The sequence below is a fragment of the uncultured Bifidobacterium sp. genome, from assembly GCF_949292005.1.
Classification (GTDB): domain Bacteria; phylum Actinomycetota; class Actinomycetes; order Actinomycetales; family Bifidobacteriaceae; genus Bifidobacterium.
This window is the reverse complement of the sequence record NZ_CASEXV010000044.1, coordinates 25,327-41,471: the sequence shown is the minus strand read 5'-3', so window position 1 is coordinate 41,471 and position 16,145 is coordinate 25,327. Positions and strand designations below refer to the sequence as shown.

Sequence of the window (16,145 nt, the reverse complement as noted above, 5' to 3'; positions counted from 1 at the left end):
CTCCGACCTTACGAAGCGGATCACGGACAAGAGCGCCAGGTTCCAGATCCTGAAGTCCGACAAGAGCACGGTTGCCGTCGATGACGTGGCCGTCGTGGACGGGTTCCTCCGGGTGAAGAACGCCAACGGCGACTGGGTCGCGCCGACGGTGAATACGGCGGGAACCTACTGGGTGAAGGAGGTCACCGCACCCTCGGGGTACGAGATCAGCGACGACCTGACCCAGGTCACGGTGGGAGACGACCAGCCGATCGGCTCCGCCACCGTCTCCGGCTCATGGAAGCTCATCCAACGGAAGCGCGACCACGTCGAAGACGGCGGAAGCGGAATGGACCCATCGGGTCACGGCGTTGGCCTCGACGGGAGTCGCGCTGTTCGGTCTCATCATCGTCGCGCTGCTGTGCGTTGCAGCGGGACTTGTACTCACCGGAATGCGGAACCGCGGAGCACGCCATGTCGGGCGCTGAGCCGAGAGGAGATCTCCTGGAAAGGAGATGACGCGGAGCAATAGATCTACGTAGCCCGAGAAGATGCGGGGTAGCTCGAGAAGATGCGGGGTCGGAATCGTCGTAAAGACGGTTCCGGCCCCGCGTTGGATTCTCATGCCGTTGGATTCTCATGTCGCTCTTTGGCCGAGGGCTCGAAGGGAAAGGAAGAGGATGTCGGATTCGCGCCGGTGGTCGTCTGATTGCCCGGTGAACTGGACCGTGGAGTTCATGCGGTGATATGGGGAAGCGAGGAGTCCGGATCGTCGGCTTGTTCCGATGAGGCAACACCGGTTGGGAGGGTGATATCCGCGTCTGAATAGATGATGAACAGCATGGCATAGGTGTGATGGATATGACGGTTCTGATGAATGCCGAGTGATTGATCGGGTGAAAAACAAGGAGAAGGCAACCGGAGCTCGATGCGTCCTTTAGCGTCGGAAGTTGAAAGTGCATGGAAGGAGGGCCGTGGGAAAGCTGAGTCCTATGAGCCATGAGCTGGGTTCTTCGTCGGTCGACTCCAAGGTGTGGTGATGGCTGTGCGGTGTCTCGCGTGATCGTGAAGGCAGGAATTACCGTGCTTGTGCTTCTTGGAATTGGTGGACGCTTCGAGGCGGGTTTTGAAGGAGAGCGGTATGAGGAATTCGGCGGGATCGTCGGGCGTGGGGGACGGGACTCCTCCTTCTCATATTCGGCGCAGCGTGCGGGCGCGTGATGCGTTCCTGCGTGCGGGCGCGCTCGTATTGTCGTTGGGATTGGCTTTCATGGCACCCGCCGCTTCGGCGGATGTCTCCACCGCGGTCGACCCCGTGTACGCCACTGCGGGGGTTGGGGCGTATCGATCGAACATCATGTGGATTCCATGGTCTACGGGGACGATGCCTGAATCTCAGGATGTGACGATGTCGTTGGGAGGCGGCAACTACATCACATGCTCATATGCGCATAGTGATGCGGCGAACAATGATTCGGTCGCGTCATTCGAGACGGGCACAAATTCATGGAGCGGAGGACTCAACCATCTTTATCGTGGGACCGGCATAACCGGTCTGAAGAACAACACGAATTACGGGAACGCCTATTTCACCTTCTCGTGCAGTGCCTATCGCGAGGTGAACGGGAATCCGACGCCCATACGGCTTTCCGGACTGGTGTTCGCGGACGCTGAATCCAACAACTGGGACTCCGGTAAGCACCAGGAGTACATCTTCGGCTCGCCTATTGAAAAGGACAACGGAAGCTACACCTGGAGGCTTCTGGACAGCGCCCGTTCGTGCACGAGCTCGTCCTCAGTCGCAGACTATCCCTATTCCGACGCCGTCGGAGGCGTCACGCATTCCGGGATTCGTTTCAGGTCCAATGGACTTCAATGCGATCAATCCGCGGCGGCGAAAAAATCCGAACGCCGCATGGAAGGCTGATGTCGGCGATCCGGATACGGCCATGGCACCTAGCTTTGGCGGCCCGTCGTCGGTGCTCTTCCTGCAGCATTCCGGTTCGACGGTATCCGCTTTTGTTCATCTCTACGGCGCGGGACAAACGGCTGTGGCGCTGGGCGTGGTTCTCGGCACTGACTTTGGTGACGCCCCAGGGTCCTATGGCGAAGCCGGGTCCGTGCTCCAACCCACGTGGAGCGGTGGCGGAATCGGCGCTGACATCACGAAGACGAGCGATGCCACCGCAGGCGGCGGCGATTCCTATAATCTGTCGGCGGCGGCCGAAGCCGATAACAAGGCGATATCCGGTGAGCCGGAGCCTCGGCTGGGCACCACGGTTGACAGCGACGGCGGTGACCAGTATTCCGACGATGCAACGGGTGACGGGGACGATGAGGATGGGCTGCCCAATGATAATGGCCTGGTCAGCGGTGGATACTCCGCCGACGGGAAGACCTACACCCAGACGGTGAGCTGCACGACGGACGGTACCGGAGCCTATGTCCGGGGATGGATCGATTGGAACCAGAACGGGGAATTCGCCGATTCATCCGGGACGGTCGACACTGACGAAGAGAGCAATGCGTCTCAATGTTCCGGCGTTACGGCGACGCTGAAGTGGACCGTTCCCATTGGCAGCAGCGTCGGCGATGCCGTCGCCACAGGCCATCCCTCCCGCATGTTCATGCGCGTCAGAATTGTCACGAAAAGCGCCTACGAGAATGGTGAACTGGCACCCGCTGGCGTCACTACGGACGGTGGAGAGGTCGGTGACTATACCCTCAACCTCACCAAGCTCAAGCTCACGAAAACGGTGGACAACACCAACGGCGGAACGCTCAAACCCAGCGACTGGACGCTCGCCGCCGCATCCGCATCGGACGATCCCGCAAAGTACGAGTTTACGCAGAACGATCCATCGGATTCCTCAACGAATTCAACGTTGACAGGTACGTCTTCCTACGTACTCGCAGCACCGGGGTCGTACGATCTGAGCGAATCCCCGAACGACACAACAAAGGGCAGCGGCTATGAGCAAGCTGGCCTAAGCTGTTCGGACGAGAATGATTCCTCGTCCGTTGCCGTCGACGAGAATGACAAAGTCACCGTCGTCGACGGCGCCGCCGTCACGTGCACCTTCACCAACGCCTCCCAATCTGGAACCATCTCATGGGATAAGGCCGATTCGGCTTCGACGGGCACGAAGCTTTCCGGATCGACCTGGGAGTTGCAGTACAGCAGCAGTGGTGACAGCGTCACCTACTCCACTGTGAGCGGAACCGATGGAATCACCGACTGCACGTCGGATTCATGCACAACCGGTGACTACGACGATTCCGATTCGATCCCCGGAGCATTTCGCCTTATCGGACTCAGATGGGGACACTACAAGCTCACGGAAAAGACCGCCCCTGCGGGATACGTGAAGGATGGGACAACCTATGGCTTCACGATTTCCGGCGAGTCCCTGACGCCGACGCTCACGGTAGACGGCGGCACCACGTCCACGACTTCGATCCCGAATGCCAAGACGTCAATCCCCACGCTGCCTCTCACCGGCGGAATCGGCACATGGGTCTTCCGCGTCATCGGTTCCGTCTTCGTGCTGGGAGCTCTGGCGGTCGGACTTCTGCTGTGGAAGCGCTCCCGCACCGGAGTCGGATTCTCTCTTCCCCATATCCATCGACCGGGCGATTCCGGGGAAGGGGCGGCCGCATGACGGTCATCCGCGGGTCGACCTCGGACAACGTGTACGAACCCGCAATTTATGAACACGTCAGCGAAGAACAAGAAGAGGAAGGAATAACCATGAGGGAACACGTCCGCAGGTCGGCCGGCATGGCAGCCGCAGCCGTCGTCGCCGCCTGTCTACTGGCGGGAGGTCTCACCGCCACCACGGCCACCGCCGATACGTCCACTGCGCATTACGGGAACATCGATGAGAGCCAGTCGGGTTCGATCATCATTCATAAGGGAGAGCAGCAGGGGGATTCCGATTCGGGAACGGCATCCGGCACGGCGCCCAAGAATTTCAAGGGTCTGGTCGGCGTCGTCTTCGCCGCATATCCAATCACGTCGGTCGATCTCGCGACCAATTCGGGATGGACGACAGTGAACGGCTGGACGAGCAGCCCTGTGGCGTCCATTGCCGATGGCACGGCATGCGATGGAGTCTCCTATTCCGGAACGACGCTGACGGGGACGCCGACCCTGACCGGTCAGACCCTGGGTGACCCGATCGTGTCGTCCGCGACGGATTCGGACGGGAAGGCGACGATTGACACGGGCACGGGTGCAAAGGCGTATCTGGTGTGCGAGGTGTCGACCACGAACACGGCATCAAGCACCGTGGTGGACAAGGCGGAGCCGTTCATTGTCACGGTGCCTTATCCGGACACGGAAGGCAGCGACGCAACGAACGGATGGCTGTATGACGTCAACGTCTATCCGAAGAACGGCGTGGCCTCCATCAGCAAGACCGTGACGGTGCAGAGCAGCCTGGGCTTGGGATCCACGGCGTCGTTCCCGACGACGGTGACAGTGCCCGCGATCGCGGATGCAAGGCAGTTCTCGGGATTCTGGGTCCAGGATCCCATGGATTCCCGTCTGACGGACGATGACGTGTCATCCGTCACTGTTGACGGTAAGGCGTTGGATTCCGGCTACTACGTGACCTCGGTCGATAAGACGTCAAATCTTGTGACCATGCAGTTCACGCAGGATGGTTTGTCGTGGCTGAAGAACAACGCAGGCAAGAAGGTCGTCGTGACGTTCAGCGGCACGGTGAATAGTTTGGGCGACGGAGCCATTAAGAACACGGCGTACTTCGGGTCGACGACCGAGACCGCAGCGGAGCCTCCGACGACCCCGATGGAGCCTCCGACTGATCCGACTAATCCGGGCACTACGCCAAGCACCCCATCGAACTCCGTCACCCAGAACTGGGGAGATCTGGTTCTCAAGAAGATTGACAGCGGGGATTCGAGCTCTGCACTGTCTGGAGCGAAATTCCAGGTGTTTGAGTCGAAGGACCCGTATGCCGCGGACTGCACGACGGGAGATGCCGCCACGGCTGCAAACGGCACGGCCATTCCAGTCAGCGGCAGTGACACCTTCACGTCCGACTCCGATGGGAAGGCCGACATCGCCGGTCTGTTCGTCTCCGACTCCCAGAATGATCCCGGCAAAGGCTCCGATTATCGCTGCTACGTCGTCAAGGAGACCAAGGCCCCCATCGGATACGTTCTGGATTCGACGTACCACGGCGTAGCCGTGAAGACCGGCGTGACGGACGGCATGGATCTGACGCTGACCAACACCAAGGAAGCCATCCCCGGTCTTCCCCTGACGGGTTCGCAGGCGACCATGGCTCTTCTCGCGGTAGGCGTGCTGCTCATCGGAGGAGCTGGACTCATGGGCGCGGCTCGCCGGCGTCTCCGCCGACGCCGCCTGGCTCCGAAACGCTCTCTGTCCTCCTCTCGTCCCGCGGCATGCGCGCGTGAGCGTCCCGCGGAGGCCGTGACGTGGACGCCGACCGGCTGTTCGAATGTGCCCGGACCCATCGCAGACCTCGGCCGTGACGGCGGGCTGGAGACCATCGGGACCGTGCGGACTGGAGCGTGCGGTCCGTCTGGTCGTGCGGTCGTCGCATCCGGTAGAGGTTCGTCGCGTCTCCCGCCTTTCGCTCGCCTGTTCTTCAGGCGTCTATTCTTTAAGGTAGGAGAGCGGGGGGATGCCCATGACGACGTGGATGGTGACTCCGGCCGAACTGGTCGATATCGCCGCGGCTTTGGTGCTTACCGGGCTGGTCGGATTCGAACGTGAGGCGCGGCGGAAGGACGCGGGAATCCGTACGCATATCCTCGTGGGTCTTGCCAGTTGCCTGTTCACGCTGATCTCCATTCGGGGAATCCCCGCGCTGATGGGGTCGGGCGTGACGTGGGACGCCTCGCGGATCGCCTCTCAGGTGGTCGTCGGCATCGGCTTTCTCGGCGCCGGCGTGATCTTCTTCAATAACGACACCGTGCGAGGTCTGACGACCGCCAGCGCCGTCTGGATGGCCGCGGCCGTGGGCGTGGCCTGCGGAGCGGGGATGATCGGCGCGGCGGCGCTTGTCGTGGCGTTGTACTTCCTCGTCGTCTTCGCAGTGGCGCCTCTGACATCGCTGATCCTGCGGCGCGATCAGGATCATCTGCTGCGTCTGACGTACGAGGATGGCAGGGGTGCCCTGCGCCAGACGCTGCTTCTTGCCGACGGTCAGGGATTCGACGCGCGCATCGTCTCTACGCGAGACATCCATCGGGACGATTGGGATGGTGCCGGCGTGGACATTCGCGTCAGCGGGAAGGGCGATCTGCAGGCCTTCATCACCGCCGTGGCCGAGACGGACGGCGTGCATGACATCGACCTGCTTGATCGCGATGACTGACGACGGGAGCGACGCCGTTATGATCGTCGCGATGCATGATTCCGACACCGCGGGTTAGCGGAGACCGCGGGATGCTGAGCTCCGTGCCTTGGGCTAATCTGGGGTGGCGTCACGCAGGATCCGGCTGAGAAGGATGGACATGACCGATCGCTTTTGTGCTTTGACCGCGGTGCTGTGGGATATGGACGGCACGCTGATTGATTCCGAGCCCTACTGGCATGAGTCCGAACTGATCATCGCCAAGGACGCCGGAGGCGATTGGGACAAGGAGATGGCGTGGCAGTGCTCGGGCACTCCGGTTCCCGAGGTCGCCCGGAAGATGATCGAGCGTGGAACGCGTCTGGACGCGGATGAGATAGGCCGGAGGATGATCGCCCATGTGGCCCGACGCGAATTCGAGCGGGTTCCCTGGATCGATGGCGTCCTCGCCGTTCTTGAATCGCTGTCGGCCGCGGGAATCCCTTCGGTTCTCGTCACGACCTCTCCGAGGGATATGGCCGTGAATCTCATCGCGCATGCTCCGGCCGGAAGTTTCGCGGGATACGTGTGCGGCGATGACGATGTGGCGAAGAAGCCCGATCCCGCTCCGTATCTTGCCGCCGCGCGGATAGTGGGGGTTGATGGGAGCGCCGATGCGGATGCGATGGCCAGACTCCTTGCCGTGGAGGATTCCCCGACAGGACTGTTGTCGGCGGTCGCATCGGGTGCTACCACCGTGGCGCAGACGCGGTACACGCAGGTCGACACTTCCGATGGTCAGCAGTTCGCCTCATGGGATGGATATGACGGGGTAACCGCGGAATCCTGCGAGGCGCTGATACGGCGTCGTCTGTGCCGGTAGCATGGCCGATGGACCAGGTGCGTATCCTTGGGCGGTCTTCGTCGTATCTGCTTATGCCTGTTTGAGGATGGTGCGCAACGCCTCGTCGAGAGGCGTCAACGGATGCCCCAGCGTCTTCTCGAAATCGCTCGACAGCACTTCGAGGTCGCCGTGCGCGATGAGCTTCTGCACACCTGCGAGCCCGGAAGCGGCGCCCTCGGGCAGCCCCGCATCCTCCAGAGTGCGGGTGAAATCCTCCGTTGTGAGCGGCAGAGGTTTGATGGGCGCGCCCAGAATGCGTCCCAGGGCCGCGGAGAGATCCGCGTATGACCGTGCGGCGCCGGACAGCTCAAGGATTTTCGGTGTACGTGTCGTCCCGCTGACGATGATGGCGGCGGCACGGGCATACTCGCTTTTCAACGCCCATCCGATCGTCGCGTCTCCGGCTGCATAGGGTAGTTTCCCTGTGCGCTTGGCCACGTCGATGAGCGTCAATTCGTTCTCGAGATACCAGTTGTTGCGCAGGAAGGTATGGTCGATTCCGGATTCCTCGATTCGCTTCTCCGTGGCGACATGGTCCGCCGACAGCATGTTGTTCACGGCGGTCGCCTGCGCGAAGCTGGTATAGGCGATGAACTTCACTCCCGTCTTCTTCGCGGCATCGACGACGTTTGCGTGCTGACGCTCGCGTTCGCCGGGTGCGCCGGGTGCCCCTGAGACGAACAGGAGACGGTCGACGCCGGCGAAGGCTCTGTCGAGTGAGTCGGGATCCGCATAGTCCCCGATGCGGGTGGCGACGCCTTGCGCTTCGAGACGCGCGGCTTTCTTCTCGCTGCGAGCCAGACCAATGATCTCATCCAAGGGAATAAGGGACTCCAACGCGTTGATGGCGTATCCGCCGAACCCGCCGGTAGCTCCGGTGACGAGAACCGTCATATCCATGCTCCTTCCGTGAAGCTGTAACTGTAGAGATTGTAGAACCATATTCGCTTTGTCGTCCCCGATTCCCCAGGAAGCTTTATCGGCGTTATTCCTGACGACGGCCTGCGCGGTTGTGCGCTCGGTCTGGCGCATATGCATGTGAGTGTGATGAACGGTTCACGCGACACCATGATGACGTCGAGGGCGCGCGATTCGTGGACGACGCACTGACGATTGGAAAGATCAAAGATACTGGAAAGATGCTGAAGCTAAAGAGCAAAGCTCAAGGGAATCGAACCGATCTGGCCGCTGGTTTGAACAACGACCTTCAGGTGGAGCTGATGGTAATCGAAACCACGACCTCTTCGATGCGAACGAAGCGCTCTACCAACTGAGCTACAGCCCCATTGTCCTTGCGGACAACTCTCGATACTGTAATACAACCCGTCGCCAAGCGCAATCTCAGTGTGGCAGGAATGGTGTCGGGACGCGCGGACGGCAACGACGTTTACGCCAAGCCGGTATCCGTGCCGGGATTCCGCGGTTGCCGTAGTTTCACCGGTATTGGCGCCTTCGTATCCGAGACTCCCGTGGCGTCATCTATTCCGAAGCGGATTCCGTATGCGAGGGTTTCGATGACGAGTGCGCCTTCCACAGACCGATGAAGGTCGGCGTCAGCGAGATCAGCAGAATGGCCACGATGACGAGTTCGAAATTATCCTGCACGACCGGGATTCCGCCGAAGAAGTAGCCCAGCAGAGTGAACAGCGTCGACCATGTCAGCCCGCCGAGGACGGAGAACGGCGTGAAACGACGCCACCGCATTCCCGAGATGCCGGATATGAAGGGCATGAAGGTGCGGATGAAGGGGAAGAATCGACCGAGGAAAACCGCCAGGGGGCCCCATTTGTTGATCATCGCCTCGGTTTTGGCGATGCGCTCGGGGGTCATGGCCTTGACTTTGCCGGAGTCGATGATGCGCCTGCCGAAGAAACGTCCGATCACATAGTTGCACTGATCCCCCACGATCGGGGCAATCCATACCACCGGCAGCAAGGCGGTGAGGGGAAGCGCGGACGTTCCCGTCGTCGCGTCGGGCGCGGCGAAGAACCCCGCGGCGAAGAGCAGGGAATCACCCGGGAGGAAGGGGAAGAACACGACCCCCGTCTCGACGAAGACGATGAGGAAGATGAAGCCCAGCGTGGGTGCCACTCCCATCGTGATCCATGTGGCGATGGCCGTTCGGGGATCCTTCATGAGTCCGATGAGGAAATCGATGATGCGCATGGCCCTCCCTGCTTTGGTGTGTAGCGGTTGTCTTATGTGGGTTGAGACGATGTTTCAACCATACTCGGACGGGGGGTTGGTGGGGTTTGCGGGGGGTCTATCCAGCTCTATAGCGTTCCTTGGGGGAGCGAGTAATCATGGCTGCGGTCCTCGTTTTCCCGCTGGTCGCCCACGCGGGAGAACGCTCTGAGGAACAACAGCGATTTCACGTATGCGAGCCAGGAGAATCCCAGGAGCACGAGGTACGCTCCTTCGAGTCGCGAGATGTGGTGCGGCGCAAGAGGATGGGACAGGACGAGCGGCGCAACCAGATAGTGTCGGTGGCCGCGAAGGTCATCGCTGCGAAAGGTTTCTGGGGCATGTCCCTTCAGGACGTCGCCGACGAGATCGGGATCACGGAATCGGCCTTGTACCACTACATCCGAACGAAGAACGATCTTCTGCGGATGGTGATCGAGCAGATGTACGATTCGGCCCAGGCGGACGAGTACATCTATGGCCACGCCAGAGGAGAGGACGGGGAGGGGAAGGTCTTCTACTATTTCCCGCGCTTCTGTCTGGACAACGTTATGCTCAACATCAACAGGCCCGAGATGGTGAAGCTTTTCTCCATCCTCAACGCCGAGGCGCTCAGTCCGGAGCATCCGGCGCATGAGTATTTCATCGGGAGGAATCAGAGGTTCTGGTCCCAGATATCCTCCATGAACTGGATCCTGCCCAAGAAGTATCTGGCGGACCCCAATCGGTTCCACCACCTTTGGACGCTGTCCATGAGCGCGATGGATGGTCTTCAGCTGCGGTGGCTGTCCGATTCGTCGGCGAATCTGACGGAGGAATGGCTCGCCTTTTCGGAGGAGCTTTTCCCCGATGACGGTTGGAAGGGTTTCCTGGATCCGGCGGAACGGCTGGGGAATCCCGATGAGTGCCTGTGCCGGTATGGCCTCCTGACCTCCAGGGAGGCCGATGGGTCATCCAAGTAGGTTGGGGGGCTATATCCAGGAATCGAGCCACATGTGGCTTAGCCAGAATTCGTACGGGACGGGCATCCCCGTCCAGATGGGGTAGAAGAACAGGGAGACGAGCGCGATGGCTCCCACCGTCACCGCCAGGGTGAGCCTCCACGTCAGGGCGCTCGCACGTTCACGCACCTCGTTGGCCACGAAACAGATTCCGAGGATGATCCAGGGAAGTATGACGATGGAGTAGAACGTGAATGTCGTTCTGTTGAGATATTGGGCCCAGGGGAGCCATCCTCCGATGAATCCGATAACGACGGCGCCAATGCGCCAGTCCCCGCGATGCTTGATCGCGATGATGATTCCGGCGATGACGCACGCGGATCCCAGCCACCAGATCAGAGGATTGCCCAGTGACGTCACGGCCGCCACACATCGTTGCGAGGTGTTGAGCGAGCACAGACCGGGATGACCGTCGATCCACTCCCAGTAGAAGCTTGTGGGGCGGATCTGCAAAGGCCATGTCAGAGGGTTGGCCCGATACGCGTGGGGAACATCAAGAGTGGTGTGGAACTTCCACATCTCGACGTGGTACTCCACGAACGACCGGAGACTCTCCGGAAGCCAGGTCACTCCTTGGCCGGGATTGTTGGCGGCCCAGTTGTGCATGTACGAGTCGGGATGGATGAACCAGTTCTCCCAGTCGGCGAGATACGTCAGCCCATAGAGGGGGAGCATGTACAGCGCGGCTGGAATTCCATCGCGGAAGATTCCCGATGCCAGCCAGAAGCGGTATCCCACCTGCCGCCTCAGCCAGGCGTCCCAAAGGACGCTGATGACGCAGAAGGCGGCGAAGAAATAGATCCCGGACCATTTGACGCCGGTCGCGAGTCCGAGAAGAATCGCCGCGCCGGCCCTCCACCAGGAGAACGCGATCATGGGGCCTGGCGAATCGAGCACGAGGCGGGTGGCACGACCATGCCCCACGACGATCCAGCGGGCGGACCTGAGGGACGAATCGATTTCGAAGCGTTTCCGAAGGCGTTTGATGGCCCAGTCACGGTGGATGAGCAGCATAAGGAAGGCGCCAAGCGCGAACACCATGATGAAGTTGTCCAGAAGGCCGGTGCGGCTCATCACGATTCCCACTCCGTCGACCGACATGAGGAACCCGGCAAGCATAGCGATCGGGAGGTTGTGGAACATCCTCAACGCGACGCGAATCATCAGAATTATCGCGATGGTCCCCGCCACGGCGACGCTGACCCTCCATGCGGCGATGTTTCCCGCTCCGCCGAAAAGCTTCAATCCCACGGCTATCAACCATTTGCCCAGCGGAGGATGGACGACGTACTCGGCGGACGCAAGCCAGTGGTTGGTGTCGCCGGCGGCGAAAAGGGTGTTGACCGATGTGTCCACACCGTTCACCTGCACGTTTTCAGGCCAGTCGCGGGCCTCTCCTGTCATAAGCATCGTCCAGGCGTCCTTGACGTAGTACGTCTCGTCGAACACCACGGCGCGGGGCTTGCCAAGCCTGAAAAACCGCAGGACGCCTCCGAACAGCGCCATAAGCAGCGTGAGTGTCCATGAGAGGAGTGGACGTCGCCAGGCATATGCTCCCCTCAGAGCGGGGGACGCCTTATTTCGCGCGGGATTGGACATTGATGATGGCACATACCCAAGAGTAGGGGATACTGATAGGTATGACATCCGTCTCCTCGGTTACTTCGCAAACCCCTCAAGTTGAAGAGCCGCGATCACCGTCCGATGCGGCGCGCCCCGCCTCACCCGATGATGGGGAGCGGGTCGGCCGCGTGGTTCTCGCCGCGACCCCGATAGGGAATGTCGAGGACGCCTCGGCGCGGTTGATCGATCTTCTCAGGCATGCCGACATCGTGGCCGCGGAGGACACTCGGCGGTTGTACGATCTGGCCCGGCGTCTGGGTGTGCGCGTCGGCGGTCGTGTCATCGCCTATCACGACCACAACGAAAGGTCCCTGAGCGCCGGCCTTCTTGACGAGGTCGAGAGGGGGGCCACCGTCGTGGTCGTGTCGGACGCGGGAATGCCGATGATCAACGACCCCGGAACCGCCATCGCCCGGGGCGCGATAGACCGGGGACTGCCGCTCACCTGCGCGCCCGGCCCAAGCGCGGTGCTCGATGCCTTGACGCTGTCGGGGCTTCCGACGGACCGTTTTTGCTATGAGGGTTTTCTTCCCCGCCGGCATGGTGAGAGGGTACGGCATCTGCGATCCCTTCGCGCGGAGACGCGAACCATGGTGTTCTACGAGACGCCCCATCGCATCGCGGATGCCATGGACGACCTGTTTGAGGAGTTCGGCCCGGATCGTGCCATGGCCCTGTGCCGCGAATTGACGAAGGACTACGAGGAGGTTCGCCGTGGGACCATCGGCGTGATTCGCCAGACGGTTCAGGATGATCCTCCGCGCGGGGAAATGGTTGTCGTCGTCGCGGGGGCTTCCGGCCGGGAGGCGGCGGACGCCACTGAATCCGTCCTGGATGTGGAGGGGATGGCACGGCTGGCCATGGAGCTGTCGAAGAGGGACGACATGCGTGTCAAGGACGCGATCGCGCGCGTGGTCGAGGAGCATCCGTTGCCGGACGGATCGCTGATGAGTCGGAAACAGGTGTATTCCGCGATTCTTGCGATGCGTGGCTGAGGCTGCCGTCATTGGTCGTCGGCATCCAGAGCGTCGAGGAGCGCGGTGACGGCTTCGACGACTCCCGGCCCACCGTTTTGGGCTATGTACTCGACCAGATGCGGGTCGACTTTCGGATTGGCCACGATCCATCGTCGTAGGTCGGGTCGTTCCCGCGCGATCTCCCACAGCAGTTGTGGATTTGTCTCGGGGTCGCATGCCACTGACGCGTTCGGTGTGATTGGAGGCTTCGGCGGGTGGAGACGATTCCCGTTGCCGGAGTGACTGGCCCCAGTGCCGCAGGCGGCGGGAGAACCCCTCAGCCGTCGCAACCGTAGCCGAGGCGCCGCTGGCGCGGTCGTTTTTTTCGCGTGCCGCATATCACACGATCACGGAGACCGAAGCTCCGCCAAGACTCTCCAGGCGGCGGCGCGAGGCGACTCTGTTTGGCCAATACCGATTGTCGTCAAGAATGCGCAGACAGTCGTCCACGCCCACGTCGTAATGCTCCATGAGTTCGCGAACGCGTGCGGTTCCCCCGAAATCCTCGAATTCGAGGTCGGGAAGCAGAGTGATGTCACACGCCGTGCGCGCGGGCGAAGTCACCTCACGGCCGGTGATCATGATTTTCTGCGATGCCGGCGCCTTCCGGTTGAACACCCTCACGCGTCTGCCATGAATCCGACTGCGGAAATGCATGTCGGTCAGCAGGTCGATGGTCGGGGGAAAATCTCCTCCGATCCAGATCCAGGCGGCGAGCGTCATGCAGGCCGCGGCGTCGTTGGGAATCATGGTCGAAACCAGCGCTCCCCGGCCCGTTAACGTGCGTGTGTGATCAAGATGGTAGGCGGTCGCGTGGTCGAGGCATCGCATGATTCCGCGCGAGGTGAGGTGGCGCATGCTCAGTGGCCCGGGCAGTGCCGACGAGGCGAATATCAGAGGGACGCGAGTCCGTCGTGCCGTCGCTGTCCCGGAGTGTCGGGTGCTATGTCCGATTATGCGGATTCCGTCGGGGCGGCCCTCCTGTTGTCGTTCTGGTCGTCTTCCCTGTCCCGGTTGGACGAGGGCGCAGGAGGACGTGGGACGTGATGGATGGGGGGAGGTTGAGGGTCTGGTCATAGGGGTGAGGCTAGACCGCGTGCCGTTACACTCATCGTGGCGACCGCCGATTGGGGATTTGTGGATGGGCGCATGCGGCCCCCGCCGCGCACCTTTGTCTTCGGTCTGTCCCGAACGGGGCTAATAATCAAGGGTTATGAGTCATATTCTCGTGAACGTCGCATGGCCTTATGCCAATGGACCCCGTCATATTGGACACGTCGCAGGATTCGGAGTCCCGTCCGATGTCTACGCCCGCTATGAGCGCATGAAGGGCAATCAGGTCCTGATGGTGTCCGGAACCGATGAGCATGGAACGCCCATCCTGGTGGAGGCGGAGAAGGAGGGGCTGACCGCGCAACAGCTGGCGGATCGGTATAACCGGGTGATCGCCAAGGATCTATGCGACCTTGGGCTGAGCTACGATCTTTTCACCCGAACGACCACCGGCAATCATGAGAAGGTCGTTCAGGAGCTGTTCACGCAGTGCCTCGCAAACGGATACATCTATAAAGGCACGCAGAAGGTCGCCATATCTCCGTCGACGGGCCGCACCCTTCCCGACAGGTACATCGAGGGAACCTGCCCGATCTGCGGAGCCGAAGGGGCCCGTGGCGACCAATGCGACAACTGCGGCAACGAGCTTGATCCCGATGAGCTGATCAACCCAGTCAGCAAGATAAATGGAGAGACACCTCGGTTCGAGGAGACGGAGCATTTCTTCCTCGACCTCCCCGCGCTTGTGGACGCCAATCTGGCCTGGCTCAAAACCCGCGAGGACTGGCGCACCAACGTGATCAATTTCTCGCTTGGCCTTTTCCGCGAGGTGCGGCCCCGCGCCATCACACGAGACATCGATTGGGGAATTCCTGTTCCGGTCGCTGGATGGATTGACAATCCCAACAAAAAGCTGTACGTATGGTTCGACGCGGTGATCGGGTATCTGTCGGCGTCGATCGAGTGGGCCCGCCGTTCCGGAGACCCTGACGCTTGGAGGGCGTGGTGGAATGATCCCGAGACCCCCGGCTACTATTTCATGGGCAAGGACAACATCACCTTCCATTCGCAGATCTGGCCGTCGGAGATCCTCGCCTACAACGGCATGGGCTCGAAGGGTGGAGACACAGGGAAGCTGGGCCCGTTGAATCTGCCCGAGCAGGTCGTCGCGTCCGAGTTCATGACGATGGAGGGGAAGAAGTTCAGCTCATCCCGGGGCATAGTCATCTACGTCAAGGACATCCTCGCCCGCTATCCCGTGGATGCGGTCCGCTACTACATCTCCATCGCGGGCCCCGAAAGCTCGGATTCCGACTTCACCTGGTCGGAGTTCGTGCGCCATAACAACGAGGAGTTGGCGGCCAGCTGGGGCAATCTGGTCAACCGCGTGGCCAATCTCATCAACCGCAACTTCGGCTCGATCCCCCCGTTGGACGAGGATTCCATGACCACCGAGGACCGTGCTCTGCTGGAGCAGACCGCCGCGGCCTTCGATGTTGTGGGAGGGCTGATCGAGCGCCATCATCAGAAGGCCGCCTTGTCGGAATCCATGCGTGTGGTGGGGGACATCAACAAATACATCTCCGCAACCGAGCCTTGGAAGATCAAGGATGATCAGGCGCGTCTGGGGACGGTGCTTCACGTCGCCGCCCAAGCGGTGTCCGATGCGAACCATCTTCTTGCCCCGTTCCTTCCCCATTCCGCGCAGAAGGTTTGGGAGGCGTTGGGGGGCACGGGAGTGTTCTCGCCGTTGCCACGGCTCGAGGAGGTGGAGGATCTTGACAAACCCGGATTCCACTACCCCATCATCACCGGTGATTATGAGCTGGGCCGCACCGTGCATCCGTGGGCGAGCGAGCCTCTTAACACGGGAGCCCCGGTTCCGGCGCCGTCGCCGATATTCGCGAAGATTCCGACTGAGGCGGTCGAGGAGGAGCTGGAGCGCTTCGGCGTGGAGCTCGCCCAACGCAAGGCGGGCGAGCGCAAGCGCTTCGAGGAGGCGAAGGCCCGGCTTCATTCCGATGACGGCGAGTAGAACGGGCGAGAAGGATTCGCG

The 16,145-nt window shown here is 61.2% G+C and carries 14 protein-coding genes and 1 tRNA gene; 9 read left to right on the top strand and 6 right to left on the bottom strand.

Annotation, left to right across the window (positions count from 1 at the left end; translation table 11 throughout):
* From Q1X90_RS03355 to Q1X90_RS03330, 6 genes are all read left to right on the top strand, one after another.
* The coding region (locus Q1X90_RS03355; RefSeq protein ID WP_300766537.1) for a prealbumin-like fold domain-containing protein at nucleotides 1-511 on the top strand (511 nt) is incomplete at its 5' end.
* Nucleotides 512-1,120: 609 nt separating this feature from the next.
* Nucleotides 1,121-1,906 carry a CshA/CshB family fibrillar adhesin-related protein gene (locus Q1X90_RS03350; RefSeq protein ID WP_300766536.1) on the top strand — a complete coding sequence of 262 codons (786 nt, stop codon included), beginning with the start codon at nucleotides 1,121-1,123 and terminating at the stop codon, nucleotides 1,904-1,906.
* On the top strand, nucleotides 1,845-3,641 hold the full coding sequence (locus tag Q1X90_RS03345) for a GEVED domain-containing protein (protein WP_300766535.1): 1,797 nt from the start codon (nucleotides 1,845-1,847) through the stop codon (nucleotides 3,639-3,641). The genes Q1X90_RS03350 and Q1X90_RS03345 overlap by 62 nt, the downstream gene beginning before the upstream one ends.
* Nucleotides 3,642-3,730: 89 nt before the next feature.
* Nucleotides 3,731-5,746, top strand: a complete 2,016-nt coding sequence (locus Q1X90_RS03340; RefSeq protein ID WP_300766534.1) for a SpaH/EbpB family LPXTG-anchored major pilin — start codon at nucleotides 3,731-3,733, stop codon at nucleotides 5,744-5,746.
* A complete protein-coding gene (locus Q1X90_RS03335; RefSeq protein WP_300766533.1) occupies nucleotides 5,661-6,350 on the top strand; it encodes an MgtC/SapB family protein in 690 nt (229 codons plus the stop codon). The genes Q1X90_RS03340 and Q1X90_RS03335 overlap by 86 nt, the downstream gene beginning before the upstream one ends.
* 139 nt (nucleotides 6,351-6,489) lie before the next feature.
* Nucleotides 6,490-7,191 (top strand): HAD family phosphatase, encoded by a 702-nt coding sequence (locus tag Q1X90_RS03330; RefSeq protein ID WP_300766532.1) that lies wholly within the window; start codon nucleotides 6,490-6,492, stop codon nucleotides 7,189-7,191.
* A 51-nt stretch (nucleotides 7,192-7,242) separates the two neighbouring features.
* Here Q1X90_RS03330 and Q1X90_RS03325 read toward each other — a convergent pair whose 3' ends face one another.
* From Q1X90_RS03325 to Q1X90_RS03315, 3 genes are all read right to left on the bottom strand, one after another.
* Complete coding sequence (locus Q1X90_RS03325; RefSeq protein ID WP_300766531.1) at nucleotides 7,243-8,106, bottom strand: SDR family oxidoreductase; 864 nt, start codon at nucleotides 8,104-8,106, stop codon at nucleotides 7,243-7,245.
* 318 nt (nucleotides 8,107-8,424) lie between these two features.
* Nucleotides 8,425-8,497: transfer RNA gene (locus Q1X90_RS03320), tRNA-Ala, on the bottom strand.
* A gap of 194 nt (nucleotides 8,498-8,691) precedes the next feature.
* On the bottom strand, nucleotides 8,692-9,378 hold the full coding sequence (locus Q1X90_RS03315; protein WP_300766530.1) for a VTT domain-containing protein: 687 nt from the start codon (nucleotides 9,376-9,378) through the stop codon (nucleotides 8,692-8,694).
* Between the two features lie 137 nt (nucleotides 9,379-9,515).
* Here Q1X90_RS03315 and Q1X90_RS03310 point away from each other — a divergent pair, with 137 nt between their 5' ends.
* Complete coding sequence (locus tag Q1X90_RS03310; RefSeq protein WP_300766529.1) at nucleotides 9,516-10,358, top strand: TetR/AcrR family transcriptional regulator; 843 nt, start codon at nucleotides 9,516-9,518, stop codon at nucleotides 10,356-10,358.
* 9 nt (nucleotides 10,359-10,367) lie between these two features.
* Here Q1X90_RS03310 and Q1X90_RS03305 read toward each other — a convergent pair whose 3' ends face one another.
* Nucleotides 10,368-11,903, bottom strand: a complete 1,536-nt coding sequence (locus Q1X90_RS03305; RefSeq protein WP_300766527.1) for a phospholipid carrier-dependent glycosyltransferase — start codon at nucleotides 11,901-11,903, stop codon at nucleotides 10,368-10,370.
* A 134-nt stretch (nucleotides 11,904-12,037) separates the two neighbouring features.
* Here Q1X90_RS03305 and rsmI point away from each other — a divergent pair, with 134 nt between their 5' ends.
* Nucleotides 12,038-13,015 (top strand): 16S rRNA (cytidine(1402)-2'-O)-methyltransferase, encoded by a 978-nt coding sequence (gene rsmI / locus Q1X90_RS03300; RefSeq protein WP_300766525.1) that lies wholly within the window; start codon nucleotides 12,038-12,040, stop codon nucleotides 13,013-13,015.
* A gap of 8 nt (nucleotides 13,016-13,023) precedes the next feature.
* Here rsmI and Q1X90_RS03295 read toward each other — a convergent pair whose 3' ends face one another.
* On the bottom strand, nucleotides 13,024-13,218 hold the full coding sequence (locus Q1X90_RS03295; protein WP_300766523.1) for a hypothetical protein: 195 nt from the start codon (nucleotides 13,216-13,218) through the stop codon (nucleotides 13,024-13,026).
* A gap of 157 nt (nucleotides 13,219-13,375) precedes the next feature.
* Nucleotides 13,376-13,786 (bottom strand): hypothetical protein, encoded by a 411-nt coding sequence (locus tag Q1X90_RS03290; protein ID WP_300766521.1) that lies wholly within the window; start codon nucleotides 13,784-13,786, stop codon nucleotides 13,376-13,378.
* Nucleotides 13,787-14,249: 463 nt separating this feature from the next.
* On the opposite strand from Q1X90_RS03290, the gene metG reads away from it, so the two are divergent.
* Complete coding sequence (gene metG / locus Q1X90_RS03285) at nucleotides 14,250-16,124, top strand: methionine--tRNA ligase (protein WP_300766519.1); 1,875 nt, start codon at nucleotides 14,250-14,252, stop codon at nucleotides 16,122-16,124.
* Nucleotides 16,125-16,145 lie beyond the last annotated feature (21 nt).